This is a genomic window from Metabacillus idriensis (genome assembly GCF_009674765.1).
GTDB lineage: Bacteria > Bacillota > Bacilli > Bacillales > Bacillaceae > Bacillus_P > Bacillus_P idriensis.
In genome coordinates, this window is the sequence record NZ_WKKF01000001.1 from 1,610,647 (window position 1) to 1,624,683 (window position 14,037).

General features: G+C 39.3%; 13 protein-coding genes and 1 pseudogene. 4 read left to right on the forward strand and 10 right to left on the reverse strand.

From position 1 onward, the window contains the following. Positions 1 to 34: 34 nt before the first annotated feature. The 5 genes from GJU41_RS07995 to GJU41_RS08015 all read right to left on the reverse strand — a co-directional run bounded on the left by GJU41_RS07995 (position 35) and on the right by GJU41_RS08015 (position 6,527). A complete protein-coding gene (locus GJU41_RS07995) occupies positions 35 to 1,318 on the reverse strand; it encodes an ABC transporter substrate-binding protein (protein WP_070877463.1) in 1,284 nt (427 codons plus the stop codon). A gap of 207 nt (positions 1,319 to 1,525) precedes the next feature. Further along, positions 1,526 to 2,662 carry a LacI family DNA-binding transcriptional regulator gene (locus tag GJU41_RS08000; protein WP_070877464.1) on the reverse strand — a complete coding sequence of 379 codons (1,137 nt, stop codon included), beginning with the start codon at positions 2,660 to 2,662 and terminating at the stop codon, positions 1,526 to 1,528. 167 nt (positions 2,663 to 2,829) lie between these two features. Continuing rightward, the gene (locus tag GJU41_RS08005) at positions 2,830 to 3,975 is read right to left on the reverse strand and encodes a Gfo/Idh/MocA family protein (protein ID WP_154318244.1); all 1,146 of its coding nucleotides are present in this window, start codon (positions 3,973 to 3,975) and stop codon (positions 2,830 to 2,832) included. 169 nt (positions 3,976 to 4,144) lie between these two features. Continuing rightward, positions 4,145 to 5,140, reverse strand: a complete 996-nt coding sequence (mgrA, locus tag GJU41_RS08010) for an L-glyceraldehyde 3-phosphate reductase (RefSeq protein WP_070877466.1) — start codon at positions 5,138 to 5,140, stop codon at positions 4,145 to 4,147. A 133-nt stretch (positions 5,141 to 5,273) separates the two neighbouring features. Further along, positions 5,274 to 6,527 carry a YeeE/YedE family protein gene (locus GJU41_RS08015; RefSeq protein WP_154318245.1) on the reverse strand — a complete coding sequence of 418 codons (1,254 nt, stop codon included), beginning with the start codon at positions 6,525 to 6,527 and terminating at the stop codon, positions 5,274 to 5,276. 204 nt (positions 6,528 to 6,731) lie between these two features. Between GJU41_RS08015 and GJU41_RS08020 the strand changes: the two are divergent. Further along, positions 6,732 to 7,150: pseudogene (locus GJU41_RS08020) on the forward strand (cell wall hydrolase). A gap of 41 nt (positions 7,151 to 7,191) precedes the next feature. On the opposite strand, the gene GJU41_RS08025 reads toward GJU41_RS08020, so the two are convergent. The 3 genes from GJU41_RS08025 to GJU41_RS08035 are packed head-to-tail and all read right to left on the reverse strand — an operon-like array spanning position 7,192 to position 9,438. Further along, complete coding sequence (locus GJU41_RS08025; RefSeq protein ID WP_154318246.1) at positions 7,192 to 7,860, reverse strand: GNAT family N-acetyltransferase; 669 nt, start codon at positions 7,858 to 7,860, stop codon at positions 7,192 to 7,194. A 15-nt stretch (positions 7,861 to 7,875) separates the two neighbouring features. After that, the gene (locus GJU41_RS08030) at positions 7,876 to 8,541 is read right to left on the reverse strand and encodes a GNAT family N-acetyltransferase (RefSeq protein WP_070877469.1); all 666 of its coding nucleotides are present in this window, start codon (positions 8,539 to 8,541) and stop codon (positions 7,876 to 7,878) included. Between the two features lie 12 nt (positions 8,542 to 8,553). Next, on the reverse strand, positions 8,554 to 9,438 hold the full coding sequence (locus GJU41_RS08035; protein WP_070877470.1) for a carbon-nitrogen hydrolase family protein: 885 nt from the start codon (positions 9,436 to 9,438) through the stop codon (positions 8,554 to 8,556). Between the two features lie 158 nt (positions 9,439 to 9,596). Between GJU41_RS08035 and GJU41_RS08040 the strand changes: the two genes are divergently transcribed. After that, positions 9,597 to 10,109, forward strand: a complete 513-nt coding sequence (locus tag GJU41_RS08040) for an ion channel (RefSeq protein ID WP_070877471.1) — start codon at positions 9,597 to 9,599, stop codon at positions 10,107 to 10,109. A 26-nt stretch (positions 10,110 to 10,135) separates the two neighbouring features. Here the strand turns inward: GJU41_RS08040 and GJU41_RS08045 are convergent, their stop codons facing one another. Then, entirely contained in the window at positions 10,136 to 11,245 is a 1,110-nt protein-coding gene (locus GJU41_RS08045; RefSeq protein ID WP_083328262.1) for a histidine kinase N-terminal domain-containing protein, read from the reverse strand. 201 nt (positions 11,246 to 11,446) lie between these two features. Here GJU41_RS08045 and GJU41_RS08050 point away from each other — a divergent pair, with 201 nt between their 5' ends. Both GJU41_RS08050 and GJU41_RS08055 read left to right on the forward strand, forming a co-directional pair. Beyond that, positions 11,447 to 12,334 (forward strand): ABC transporter permease subunit, encoded by an 888-nt coding sequence (locus tag GJU41_RS08050; RefSeq protein WP_170292739.1) that lies wholly within the window; start codon positions 11,447 to 11,449, stop codon positions 12,332 to 12,334. Continuing rightward, positions 12,327 to 13,229 carry an ABC transporter permease subunit gene (locus GJU41_RS08055; RefSeq protein WP_070877474.1) on the forward strand — a complete coding sequence of 301 codons (903 nt, stop codon included), beginning with the start codon at positions 12,327 to 12,329 and terminating at the stop codon, positions 13,227 to 13,229. The genes GJU41_RS08050 and GJU41_RS08055 overlap by 8 nt, the downstream gene beginning before the upstream one ends. Positions 13,230 to 13,291: 62 nt before the next feature. On the opposite strand, the gene GJU41_RS08060 is transcribed toward GJU41_RS08055, so the two are convergent. Continuing rightward, positions 13,292 to 13,972: a cyclic nucleotide-binding domain-containing protein gene (locus GJU41_RS08060; RefSeq protein WP_154318248.1), complete on the reverse strand. Its 681-nt coding sequence runs from the start codon at positions 13,970 to 13,972 to the stop codon at positions 13,292 to 13,294. Positions 13,973 to 14,037: the final 65 nt, after the last annotated feature.

Below are 14,037 nucleotides of genomic sequence, written 5' to 3' on the forward strand. Positions count from 1 at the left end.
AGGGATTCCCCAATTGGAGAATCCCCTTGCAGCCCTACTTTAAAGATTTCTCTACTTTTTCATTCACTTTTTTCAGAAGTTCCTCAGGGGTTCCGTTGCCTCTAGTAGCATTTTCAACAGCACTTGCGAGTTCATTCCAATATAAGCTTCCTTGTGTCATAACAGGTCTGTGATTACTTGAAGGCAATATCTCAACAAATTCTTTAAGAATCGGATCATCCTTGTACCCTAATTCCTCATTTACAGAATCAATAATTGAAAAGTCTTTAGCAATTCCGCTGAAGATTTTTTGTCCTTCTTCTCCGCTGAAGAACTTAAGAAATTCCCAGGCAGCTTCTTTTTCTTTCGCACCTTTAGGAATGACAACGGACCAGCCGCCAGACCAGGTTGAGTAATTATCTCCTGTAGGCGTAGGGATAGGGAAAACACCATACTCTAAATCCGGCTTAAATTTATTGATGGCAGACACAGTCCAAGGACCGCTTACTTTCATGCTGATTTGTTCTGTTAAGAATGGATCCATTGCACCAGTGCCTTGAGAATTTGTGAAAGCTGTAATGTCCTCGATATTGTATTTTTTAGCGTAATCTGCGATCCACTTCAACGCTTCAACATTTTTAGGATCATCAGCCGTTACTTCCTGTGTGTCAGGATTATAAAAATCTCCTCCAAATGCCCAGCCCCAGCCGTAGAACCAGCCTTGGTCAAGCCATGGAATAAAGCCGATCTGAGAGAATCTTTTTCCTTTTTTTATCGTTAATTTTTCTGCTGCTTCTTCAAGTTCTGCAATGGTCTTAGGAGGATTTTCTGGATCGAGTCCAGCTTTTTCGAAATGTTTTTTGTTGTAGTAAACTAAGCGGGAATCTGTCGTTGTGGGTAATCCGTAAAGTTTATCTTCGAAGGTTGCTTCCTCCCATGCGAATGGGTAGAAATTTTCTTTGGAAATCTTATCTTTCTTGGCGAGATCACTCAAGTCTTCAAGCGAGCCTTGTGCGGCCCAGGATGCAATCTCAAATCTGTCGAAGTAGGCGACATCTGGAGGATTTCCGCCCGCAATGGATGAAAGCAATTTTTCGTTGGAGCCTTCGCCTTGATTTGCAATATATACCGATTTCACTTTAATATCAGGGTTTTCTTTTTCAAAAGCTTTTACAACTTCTTTTACCGCATCACCAGTAATATCTGTCATTGGATGCCAAAATGTTATCGTTGTCTTGCCATCAGCACTTTCCTTGGTTGATGCTGAATCAGAACTGCAGCCGGACAAAAGGAGTAAAAATGAAATAGCTACTAAAAAAATACTTTTCAAATGCCTCATGAAAAATCCCCCTCTATTCTTTTAATGGAAAAACAATTGTTATTACAAATCCTCCTTTCTCCAATTAAATAAAGCGCTTTCAAATAATATAATGACATGTCATGTTGTTATGTTTTATAGTTACTATATTAATAGCTTTTGAAATTATAAGTCAATATATTTTTCAGAATATTTAAAAATAAATAAAAAAGGCCTGATTATTCAGACCTATTTCATAGAAAAAGCTTTAGTTGTCTCGCCTTCAACGATCGTGTGCGGAATAAATATCTGCTGAACCGCAAAGTCTGAATCCAGCATTTTTTCTTTAAGAAGATTCACCGCTTTTATAGCAATACTCTGTTCATCCTGTTTAATATGAGTAAACTGAGTTCTGGAATTCCCAGGAGAATCAAAACAAACGACAGACACTTCATCTGGCATCCGCCTTCCAAGCATCGATAAACCTTCAGCTACTTGTTCTCCGATAGAATGTTCACAGGCTACTATGGCTGTTATACTGCGATGCTTGTCAAGGAAATTGTCTAATATCATGGTGTCTTCTTTAAAAACCTGAGATTCCTTCATTTCGTGTAATGGCAGGCTGTTTTTAATTTCAGCCAAGATATAATCCCTATTCAGCTTCACGCCTTGTTCAGAATGGGCAATATGAAAACCCATCACTCTCTCCTCAATAGCTGTCGTTCCCTCTGATGGCGGAGAAATGAACCCGATTTCTCTGTGTCCCATTTCAAATAAATGATTCGTTAACTCTGCCGCTGCTTTTCGGTGATCCGTACATACAAACGAGGCAGGTATCCCTTTGATGAATCGATCAATCAAAACGACGGGGAAATTCTTTGAAACCAGTTCAAGAAGTTTATTATTAACATGCTCTCCGTGAACCGGAAAGACAATCAAACCTTCTGCCCCCATAGCAAGAAAATCATTTACGGCCTGTTCCTCAATTTCTTTCTTTCCGTAGCTGAGTTTCAAGAGAACCGTAAAACCAAGTTCGCTGCACCTCTTTTCAATTCCCTTTACAAGTCCCATTCCATAGCTTTCATCAAAACTTGGCAGAATAAATCCGATTAAATGACGTTTTGATCGTTCCGGCTTTGCTGCAAGAGCAGTTCCATTTGCCGCATCTGGATGAATAACATATGAACCCTTCCCCTGAATTCTTTCAATATAGTTTTCTTCAGAGAGAAGATCTAATGCTTTTTTAGTGGTTATACGGCTGACTTGGAATTGATCTGCAAGCTCTTTTTCAGAAGGAACCTTATCGCCCAGCTTTAATTTTCCGCTCTGAATTTGGTTTAACAGTAAATTATAAACTTTCAGGTAAAGAGGATTAAAAGTTGTCATAGCGTCACCTTTCAACGGTTGATATATTCAATATAACAACTATTTCTTCACTAGAAAAGTATTTTATAAGAAAACTAGGAATATTCATACTTTATTTATATAGATTTATAGTGTCTTTCTAATAGAAAAACCTAAACAATACATAAAAAAGCAGGATTCCTCCCGCTTTAACTCAATTGTTCAAGTTTCTTTGCAATGGAAATCCATTTCTTTTCTTTAGACGAACGTTCGATTGCCTCAAGTATGAGCTGATTCTGCAAGCCATCATAGAAATTCGGCTGTTTAAGTTCATTATTTGTAATCGCTTTCATCAATTCTGATATTAAGTTCACAAATGTATGTTCATACCCAATAATATGTCCTGCTGGCCAGTATGCATGGGCATAAGGATGCTCTTCTTCTGTACAGTTAATGACCCGAAAACCCTGAAGGCCTTTGTCATCCTCTGTTAAGTACACGTGCAAATTGTTCATGTTTTCAAGATCCCATTTGATGGAACCAAACTCAGCATTGATTTCAAAACTATTGCGATTTCTATTTCCTGCTGCAAAACGAGTTGCTTCAAAAACACCCATTGCCCCATTTTCAAATTTGGCGATGAATGAAGCAGCATCGTCGACATCAACCTGTCCTTTTTTCCCGGCTTCTCCTTCTATCGGCCGTTCTTTAATAAATGTCTCCATGGCTCCAACTACCTCTGATATTTCACCAACAAGAAATCTCGTAAGATCAATGATATGTGCTCCTATATCTCCCAAAGCTCCAGACCCTGTAACTTCTTTTTTTAATCTCCATGCAATCGGGAAATCAGGATCCATAATCCAGTCCTGAAGATATGTTGCCCGAACATGATAGATCCGGCCCAGCCTTCCTTGTTGAATCAGCTTTTTCGCATATTGAACGGCAGGAGCGAAGCGGTAATTATGCGAGATCATATGAATAACTTTATTTCTGGTCACTGCCTCAAGCATCCTTTCAGCCTGCTCCACATTTAATGCCAAAGGCTTTTCGCATATCACATGTTTTCCGGCTTCTGCTGCAGCAATCGCGATTTCTGCATGAGAATTGTTCGGAGTGACAATATCGATTAAATCTATATCATCTCTTTCTATTAATTTTCGCCAATCTGTTTCATAGGTTTCAAAGCCGAGTTCATCTGCTGCCTGCTTAACCCCCTTTTCATTTCGGCCGGCAATTGCTTTGAGTACTGGCATTGCTGAGCCCGGAAAGAAAAATGGAACATTCCGATAAGCCAGACTGTGTGCTTTTCCCATAAACTTATACCCTATCATTCCAACTCGTACTTCTTTCATAACAGATCACCAGCTTTCATATATTGGTTGTTATAAAAATGCGGTCATTATAATCACTAATTAGTCTTAAAATAGAAATATCCTCTTTTTCTCGTTATAATTTTTTTATTTGAATCTAATATACTAGATTTCCTAAAGAAAAGCCTTGCTTAAAAAGCAAGGCTTCCCATTATTTATCTGACAGTATATCTTCAATTCTATTAAGCTCATCCCCAGTAAACTCAAGACGATCCAGAGCAGCAACATTCTCTTCAATCTGGCTTACTCTGCTTGCGCCGATAAGTGCAGATGTCACGCGTCCTTCTCTCAAAACCCATGCCAATGCCATTTGGGCAAGGTTTTGACCGCGGTTTGCTGCAATTTCATTAAGCTGCTTGATTTTATGTACCATTTCTTCTGTCACACGGTCTTCACTGAGGGCTCCGGTTGATTTCGCCGCTCGTGAATCAGCAGGAACCCCAGATAGGTATTTGCTTGTCAGCAAGCCCTGTTCCAGAGGACAAAAAGCGATTGAGCCTACACGATTTTCCTGAAGGACATCCTGCAGACCGTTTTCAATCCAGCGGTTGAGCATCGAATAACTTGGCTGATGAATAAGAAGCGGTGTGCCGAGACGGTTTAATATTTTTACAGCTTCTTCCGTTTGTTCAGCCGTATAGCTTGAAATACCAACGTATAAAGCTTTTCCCTGACGGACGATTTGATCTAATGCTCCCATTGTTTCTTCAAGTGGTGTATTAGGATCGGGACGGTGGGAGTAAAAAATATCTACATAGTCCAGCCCCATGCGTTTTAAGCTTTGATCCAAGCTTGCAATCAAATATTTTTTAGAGCCCCATTCGCCATAAGGGCCGTCCCACATGTGATAGCCTGCTTTTGAAGAAATGATTAATTCATCCCGGTATGGAGCAAAATCTGTTTTCAGCACTTGTCCAAACATTTCTTCGGCAGATCCTTGCGGCGGACCGTAGTTGTTTGCCAGATCAAAATGAGTAATCCCCAGGTCAAAAGCGCGGCGAAGCATGGCGCGGCCGTTTTCAAACGAATCGACTCCTCCGAAATTGTGCCATAGCCCAAGTGAAATGGCCGGCAGCAGCAAACCGGAATTTCCGCAGCGGTTGTACTTCATAGATTGATATCGTTCAGAACTTGCTTTGTATGTCATTTAGATTCCTCCCTTTATCACTTTCTTTTGTATAGTAGTTGAAGAAAGCGATTTCGTAAATGAATCTGTCTTATTTTTTAAATAATTAGTCTTTTTGAACTAATAAAAAGAAAGAACCCTCATAAGAGAGTTCTCAGCAAATAGAGTCTGTAGATTTAGGGTTTTTCAGACCGAACAGCGGACGGATAAACAGGGCAAGGAATGTACCAAGCATAGCCATGATCATCCATACCCAGCCATGAAGACTGAATGATGCTATTCCGCCGAAATAAGCACCGATGTTGCATCCAAATGCCAATCGGGCGCCATATCCCATCAGAAGTCCACCGATGATAGAGGCTCCTGCTACACCTGGTTTTATTTTTCCCGGTTTAAATGTTCCTTGTGCTGCCGCTGAAATAAAGGCTCCAAGGATAATGCCAAAGTTCATGACACTAGTTGAATCAGCGAGCACTGTTTTTGTAAGTGCAGCTCCGTTAGCTCCAGCAAAATAGCCCCAGCTTGAAACATCAACACCTGAAGCCATTAATGCCTTCCCGCCCCAAAGAGCAAACGCAGACGTGATTCCCCATGGATTTCCTCTAATTGATAGAGTTAAAGCGTTTAATAGTGCCAATATAATAGCTGCTGCGAACAACGGCCAAGAACCTCTTATGATTTTTTTCCAGCCTTGAGTAGTTGGCAGAGGCTTCATCATTGGCGGATTTTTCTTTTTAGCAATCTGTACCGTAATCCAATAGATGATTGCAAATGCTGCTAACTGGACGAGAAGTGCGCCGAAATAGCCTAGCCCTGTTGAAGTGGCCAGTGAAATCGGCGGAAGTGAAGGCATATCTTCCATCCAGAATGTAAAGTGATATGCTCCAATAACAGAACCCGCAATAAATGAGATCAGCGTTAAAATCATTGAAAAAGAACCGCCTCCAACAGAGTAAAGGGTGCCAGAAGCACATCCATTCCCAAGCTGCATTCCTATTCCAAAGATAAATGAACCGAAAATAACACTTACCCCAACAGGCGATACATAACCAGCTGGAGTTGTTCCAGTAAAACTAAAGCCGTTGCTTAAAATAACTGCAAATAATATTGAAGCAATTGCAAGCATAAGCATGTGTGCCTGCAGACCTTGAACATTTCCTACTGACATCAGGCGCCGGAAAGCGGATGTGAATCCAAAACGGGCATGAAGCAAGGTAACACCAAGTAAAATCCCGATAACATATAACACAGATTGAGTCATATTAGTTGTACTTAAAATTGCAATGAATAAAATTATTGCTGCAAATAATCCTGCCGCAACAAGCGGTTTTTGCATCGGATTTAATTCCGATACAACCGTTGTTCTAGGTTTAATAGCAGCAGACTTGTTTAAAGTTGTTTCTGTCATCGTTATAATCACCTTTTCTTATGAAATAAGTCGGATTAAATCCATTTATTAACCATACTCTTTGTATTGATTTTTGTAAACTAAGATGCTTATTTTCAAAAAAGGGAATTATTTGTTATCCCCTATTTTCGAAAAATATAATTAACACATAAATCCCCAAGCCTACTGGAATATAATAATATGCAAGAAGATGGAGGCGAAATCATGGCAGTTGTAAAAGCGACAAACTCAGATATTGATTTAATGGCCAGATTGCTTCGTGCCGAAGCTGAAGGGGAAGGAATTAGAGGCATGCAGCTTGTAGGAAATGTAGGAATTAATCAGGTTAGAGCAAATTGTTCGGACTTTAAAAACATACGTACCATTCCTCAAATGGTGTGTCAAGAACACGCCTTTGAAGCTGTACAGCACGGTTACTTTTATCAAAGAGCAACAGAGGCTTTCGAGGCGAAGTATAGCGGGAGAACGGTATTGGCCTGCAAAATTCAGCTTATGGTATTTCAGGCCGCCTGGAGACTGCCCCCCCTGCATGGTATAATCAGCCATTCGTCGCACGCTACAAGCTGCATTGTTTTTATCAGCCTAAAGCTGGTGAATGTGATAATATTTATAACACATTTTAGAACAAAAAATCCTCGTCATTCAAACGAGGATTTTTTGTTCATTATAATGGCAGTAAGTCTACTTTTTCTTTTCCCTTCAAATTTCCAATCATTTCTACCCATGCTTGAGGCTTGTTTGAAAGCACAGTGTAATACCGCTTCAAAAAGCTTACGATAAGATCTGCTTCTACTTCACTTCTTTCTGTCATTGGAAGGAAGCCGAGATCAAGCCCTGTTACTGCTTCACCATCATTGTTCCAGGACGGATGGACATATGAGAAGTCCAAACGTTTGTATCCAAGGTGACTTAATACTTCGCGGCGCACATAAGGATCCATAGGCTTAACACCGCCAAACTCGTAATTTTCCACTTGATAGGGATCATAAATTTCGGCAAACATTCCAGTTAAGGTTTTTCCGTTTTCAGCTGCTAAAGATTGAAGGTCTGCCAATCGCTTTTGAGCCAAAAATGGTCCTATGCCGAGGCCAGGCTGTCCAATAATCGTAAAGTCAGTCATAGCTACATTAAAATCCTCGTAGTATCGGTATTCTGTTGCACCCACAACCTCACCATTGTGAACAGCAGCAAAAACGCGAATACCCGGATCTTCAAGCGGTTCTTTCCAAAGATCAAATTCAAGTACTTCCTCAGGAGGGAAGACTTTTTGCATTAATTTATGCATTGACTTGAACAATGGATTGGTAATGCTATTTATTCTTTTATATTCCATACTTCTTCCCCACTCCTATTTTTTAAAAGGATTTTTCCATTCCATTAACGTGCCATAATTGCACGATTCCTCGTCCTCTAAATAATTGGGTACAACTCGGACAGGCGTTCTTCCGCATCGAAGCAGAAATGAGATAACTGGATCTTTTACATTTCCCTCTACCACACGTTCAAGATATTGCTCTGGCGTCCATTTATCTGAATGCTGCTGATAACCAGGCATCCTTCCACCGCCAAGCAGCCTGTCCAATCCCTTCTGTACAACTACATCATACATGGAAAACATAAGCCATTTTCCAAGTCCTAACTTTCTGTAAGCGGGACGCACACCAATATCAACTACATAAAGAGTTTTTCCATTTGGGTCATGGTTGCGGATAAACCCATTATCTGTGATCTCTTCCCATGTATGATCAGGGTGTTCTGGATCAAATTGTACAAGCAGTCCTGTCATAGAACCTGCAACTTCCCCATTTATTTCAATGCAAAGAGCTCCCTCTGGAAAGAGCGTGATATGATTTTTCAGCTGTTCTTTATTCCACAAAAGCTCAGACGGAAATGGAGGAGGAAAGCTCTCCTGCTGAATGCGGATTAATGCATCAAAATCCTTTTCTGTGTAGTTTCGCACGACTGCTTTTACAGGCTTGTCACCATCAAAAACAAAAAATTCTTTTACGTACAAGAGAACTCCTCCTTATAGCAGAGTCCGATCCCCCTGCTTCGCTTCCCAATCAGGGTATAAATCTGTACGGCGATCACGCCATGTTGTAACTGAACCGCTCGCACGGACTTTATAAAGAAGCTCAAGATCAAGATCTGCTGTTACAATCATAGGCTGATTGATTTCACCTTCAGCCGCTATTCCTTTAGGGGGAAACGGTACATCATTAGGCGTAATCACAGCTGCTTGTCCAAAGTTTCCTCTCATAAAGTCAACAGTTGGAAGTGATCCTACAGTACCTGTTGTTACAACATATACTTGATTTTCGATTGCCCGGGCATGACTCGTATAACGAACCCGATGAAAACCGTGACGATCATCGGTACATGACGGACAAAATATAACATCTGCCCCCTTTGCTTTTGCAATACGGACGATTTCGGGGAACTCAATGTCATAGCAAGTCAGCATGGCGATTGTTCCTTTTTCTGTTTCAAATACTTCAAGATCATCTCCAGGCGTCATATTCCACTCATGCACTTCAGTAGGTGTAATGTGCAGCTTTGCCTGTTCAGCTACTCTTCCATCCGGATAAAATAAGTGAGCAACATTATAAAGCCGATCCTCTCTTTTAATAACATGCGTCCCGCCAATAATATGCATGCCTGTTTTTTTTGCAAGATTTATAAATAATTCTCGATATTGATCGGTAAAATCAGGCAAATCGTTTATAGTTAAAGCATTTCCCTCTGAATTACCTATAGACATAAGCTGAGTTGTAAAAAACTCAGGGAAAAGCACAAAATCAGATCCGAATTCTTCTGCTGTTTTCATATAATGCTCTACTTGATCTGCAAATTCTTTAAAAGAACTGATTGTGTGGAGATCATATTGAACAGCTGATACTCTAAGCTGCATGTTACCCCTCTCTTTCTCTTTTCGTGATAAAAACATTATTAGATAAATCAGCATGTTTAACAAGTACGCACTTTTGTGATAGATAGTGAAAAAAAGTATACCGTATGAAATTTTCATGAAAGGAGAAAATAGGAAAAATACATTTTTCCGAGGGAACTATGAAGGCAAAACGAGAATTTAATAAAAAAAAGCTTTATATCTACCTGGCTATAAACATTTTCATGATCACCCTGGTTCTGGCAGAAACGTTTTTAACACTTGATATTCCTCATAACATACTTTTTGCGGCTTTATTAGTGATGCTGCTCATTTGTTTGTATTTTCTATTTGAATTTATTATCTCTATTCCTAAAACCGAAGAAAGCCTTCAAAGCATCTTCACAGGCTCTGGTTTACTTCTCACACTAATTATTACAACTTATGCAAATCTTTATATGCAAATATACCGGATCAAAGGAGAAAAATCCTTTAAGTTCTCGGGAAAAGAACTTTCAGGCGATGATTTCTTATACTATAGCATTACAACATTCACCACAACCGGTTTTGGAGACATTACATCAATCGGTGTAATCTCTAATATGATAGCCGCTTCTGAAATGCTGATCGGATTTATTATCAGTACTTTATTTATGGCCATTATCACATCAAAGCTAATAAAAAACTTAAAATAGACCTGGATCAGGATCCAGGTCTATTGCTATGCGGTAATATGAGGAAGCGATAAGGAAAACCTGGTCATTTGCTCATCAGAAGAACATTGAATCGTCCCTTGATGGTTTTCGATTATCTTTCTGCAGATGTACAGGCCGATTCCCGTTCCTAATTCTTTTGTTGTGAAAAAAGGTTCAAAGATCGACTGAATTTGCTTAGGCGGAATCATTGGTCCATTGTTTCCAATATGTACGTATATTTTATCTTCTATCATTTCAAATTCAATTGTAATCGTTCGGTCAGTCTCAATTTTCTGAAGCGCATCAATGGAATTGAGCAGCAGGTTTAAAAAGACTTGCCTTAGTTCATCTTTGCTCGCAATAACTCTGGTCTGTCTTTTTGAGATTTCCTGGACCTTTACGCTTCCGTCAAGAAGACTGGGATACATAAATGCCAGAACCTCATCTAATAATTCACTGAGATCAAGCAGTTCCCGTTTACTTTCAATTGTCTCCTTTTTGGAGGCATGGAGAAATTGGGATACCCTAAAATTCAGCTGATCAACCTCATGACTGATAATGTCCAAGTACTTTAAATCAGGATTTTCATTTTGCATGAGTTTAATGAAGCCTTTTACAGCAGTAAGCGGATTTCTGAATTCATGAACAAAGCTTGATGACATTTGACCCAGAATGGTCAGCCTCTCTTTATGGCTTTGATCGATGAATGAAATTTTCTCCTGCAGAATCTCTTCTTTAACCTCTGTGTATTTCTTCACGGCAAAGTAAGAAAACTTATCAAAAAGAACATTAATTTCTTCAATATACGGCTGCAGGTCGCTTCGCGGTATTCCGGAACTGACAATATACCGGATGACTTCTCGTCTTCCAAGGTTCACATTATTTATGAAATCGCCGATGTTAACATTTGCTTCTACTCGTTCCAGAGCTACTTTACTTGCCAGAAAATCAATTTCATCTGAACTTAACGGACACTGAATCGTTTTTTTCACCAAGTCATACATCCTCATCCCGTTTTTCTCTACTTCTTCCTGATGAAGATCGTCTTCTGAAATTGTAATTTTCTGGCGCCATGCAGCGATAAAGGTTGAAATATTTTCATCTAAAAACCGAATTAATTCGTCTGAAGCTGTCATTAGTAAAAGCACCCCTAATTCTTGCAAAAAAATCATATGTATTTCTATCTCTGTTTAGATGTGGAACAATTAATAGGGCTAAAGTTTGGAATATTCCTGCTAAACTATACAATTTACATTCTATCATAATATGAATTTTTTCGGTATTTCCCTTTTTACTTTTGGTACAATAGAATGTGCCGAAGGATGTGTCTGCCATATATGTTAAATATTAGAATATGGAAATTCGTTAATCTCTTAATCCCTATACTGCTGGGCATCTGCAGTATAGCAGCATTACCCTCTTTAGTCTTCTTAGAAAAAGATGGTTTCCCAGTTGAATTTGGATTTTTCCCATTAACTTATCTAAATGCCATTGGACGGATCACCGCTGAGATTCTTACTCCATTTGATTTAACGTTTGCAAGCTCCGGAGAAGAGCTGGAATTGTTTCCTTTTATTTTTAATGCCTATTTTTATTCGATCAGCATCTTATTTCTTTCATTTTTGATTTCGCTGACTGCAGCATTTCTATTATCTATCATGTATATCCTTGCTTCATCGCATGTTCGCAAAATCGCTCGCGGAATCCTGATGGTCTTTGAATCTATTCCGGATGTCATCTTCATTTTGGCCCTGCAATACGCCGTTATCTCATTCTTCAAAAGCACGGGAATCAAGATGCTTCAGATTTATGGCTTAGAAGATAAGGTCTACCTGTTTCCGATTCTGTGTCTGTGTTTTGTCCCGATCGCACTGATGATCCGCTCACTTATCATTATTTTAGAAGAGGAGCAAGAGAAATTATACGTCCAGTTTGCAAAAGCTAAAGGAGTCTCTAATCTTCGTATTCTTTTTACGCATGTTTTGCGCAACGTATTTATTTCTTTGCATCATCACATTTCCTCTATTTATTGGTTTATGCTATCAAGCTTAGCGGCGGTTGAATATCTTTTCCAAATGAATGGAATCACCGGCTTTTTATTTGGATACAAGGAACAGGAAGTAATCGCAATTGGCATTCTGCTTATCCTGATTCCATTCGGTTTTCTGAAGTGGATATTTGAAAAATGGTTTTCTTTGTTATTGAGAGGTACTCAATATGAATAAAAAGAAACGATTATTTGTCTTTTTTCCATGTGTGCTTATTGGCCTGCTTCTCCTTTCTAGTTTTATTTATGAATTTGGATTTAAAACCGAGACAAGCTCTGTGATCATCAAATACGATGAAAATGGCGATTTAACAGGAAAAGCTCCTTTTCCCCCATCTCTTCAGCAGCCATTTGGCACAGACAGAAATGGAAATGATTTAGGCCTCAGATTATTACAAGGAGCAAAATACACAATCATTTTAGCTCTTGGAGTCTCCATTCTTAGAACAGTGGCTGCTTTGGCGGCGGGATCTATTTTTGTGTTTTTGCCAAGGGCCATCCAATCATTTACAAAGTTCTTTTTGATTCCTTATCAGTATATACCTGCGTTCATTCTGGTGTTTGTCCTGATCTGGCCTGTGAGTTTTATTAGAAATGAAATTGGGTATACATCTTTAGTTGCCTTTCAGTTTTCAGTTATTGTCATCGTTGGAATTGCACCGGTCATGCTGCTGATTTCCGGCGAAATTAAACAAACCCTTAAAGAACCCTATATCGAAGTTTCCTATCATTTAGGAGCCAGCAACAGACATGTTATCTTCAAACACATATTACCCGTGCTGAAAAAACGAATTCTGATTATCTTTTTCCAGCAGGTCATTCAAACCCTTTTGCTGCTCATTTATTTAGGGGTATTTGAAATTTATATTGGCGGAGATAAACCTGGCGGAATCTTTGGGGATGATGAACGCTTTCTTTCTCAGTCAGGTGAATGGGCAGGCATGATCGGCCAAAGCAAATTTGATTTGATGACAGCTCCGTGGATTGTATTAGGTCCTGGAATAGCATTTATCGGTTTAATTTTACTTTTAAATAGTGTATTAAACTATTTGCTTTATCCTGAGAAAAAGTAAAGTGCAGAGGACACCCTCTGCATTTTTGATGAAAAAAGACCCAACTATTTTTTGGGTCTTCTCTATCGATAAATATCCCTTGCCAGGCTTCGCAGTTCACTTTCATTCATCACTTCATAAGTATTTTCTCTTTTTCGGATTATTCCTCTTTTGCAAAGCATATCAAGCGTTCGCAGAAGATGCCGATAGCTTGTGCCGAGCATTTCAGAGAGGTACGTAAGGTTTTCTTTAAAATGGATGCTTTCCTTTTTCACCCCGGTAGCCAAAATATAGCTTGAAAGCCTGTGTTCAAGCGGATAGTACAAATTAATGGAGCTGTTTTTTGAAAGCTTGTTCAGCTTGTCGGATAAAGAAAAGCCCATAAAGGTTAAAAACACAGGATCCCGCAGCAGTTTCTCTCTTACCGGCGGCAAATAGATGCCAATGCAATATGTATCGTCAATCGCCTGAACACTTGATGCCGCACCGCGAATTTGGAACAGTTCTACATCTCCAAGAACTTTAAATCCCTCATAAAATGAGAGCAGCAGTGATTTCCCGTTAGATAATGTCGTGTAAACCTTCGCTCGACCATCTACAAAAAAATAGAGATAATCCATTTCTGCCCCTTCCCGGCATAGGTATTCATTTTTTGAAAAGAGATAGAGTTCCATCCACTCTTTCATATCTGAGGAAAAGTAGCCGGCAATCTTGTTTATGGACAGGTACTCTTCAAACAATGGCTGATTGTTTATTTTTTTCATAAAAACCTCTAATCATGTGACATATGTCATCATTATACCTCTTTTATATGTGGATAATGAAACAA

Excerpts from the sequence above, each read along its gene's own strand:
- GJU41_RS07995 (WP_070877463.1), bottom strand. The coding sequence starts at position 1,318 with ATGAGGCATTTGAAAAGTATTTTTTTAGTAGCTATTTCATTTTTACTC.
- GJU41_RS08000 (WP_070877464.1), bottom strand. The coding sequence starts at position 2,662 with ATGACAACTTTTAATCCTCTTTACCTGAAAGTTTATAATTTACTGTTA.
- GJU41_RS08005 (WP_154318244.1), bottom strand. The coding sequence starts at position 3,975 with ATGAAAGAAGTACGAGTTGGAATGATAGGGTATAAGTTTATGGGAAAA.
- mgrA (WP_070877466.1), bottom strand. The coding sequence starts at position 5,140 with ATGACATACAAAGCAAGTTCTGAACGATATCAATCTATGAAGTACAAC.
- GJU41_RS08015 (WP_154318245.1), bottom strand. The coding sequence starts at position 6,527 with ATGACAGAAACAACTTTAAACAAGTCTGCTGCTATTAAACCTAGAACA.
- GJU41_RS08025 (WP_154318246.1), bottom strand. The coding sequence starts at position 7,860 with ATGGAATATAAAAGAATAAATAGCATTACCAATCCATTGTTCAAGTCA.
- GJU41_RS08035 (WP_070877470.1), bottom strand. The coding sequence starts at position 9,438 with ATGCAGCTTAGAGTATCAGCTGTTCAATATGATCTCCACACAATCAGT.
- GJU41_RS08040 (WP_070877471.1), top strand. The coding sequence starts at position 9,597 with ATGAAGGCAAAACGAGAATTTAATAAAAAAAAGCTTTATATCTACCTG.
- GJU41_RS08045 (WP_083328262.1), bottom strand. The coding sequence starts at position 11,245 with ATGACAGCTTCAGACGAATTAATTCGGTTTTTAGATGAAAATATTTCA.
- GJU41_RS08050 (WP_170292739.1), top strand. The coding sequence starts at position 11,447 with ATGTTAAATATTAGAATATGGAAATTCGTTAATCTCTTAATCCCTATA.
- GJU41_RS08055 (WP_070877474.1), top strand. The coding sequence starts at position 12,327 with ATGAATAAAAAGAAACGATTATTTGTCTTTTTTCCATGTGTGCTTATT.
- GJU41_RS08060 (WP_154318248.1), bottom strand. The coding sequence starts at position 13,972 with ATGAAAAAAATAAACAATCAGCCATTGTTTGAAGAGTACCTGTCCATA.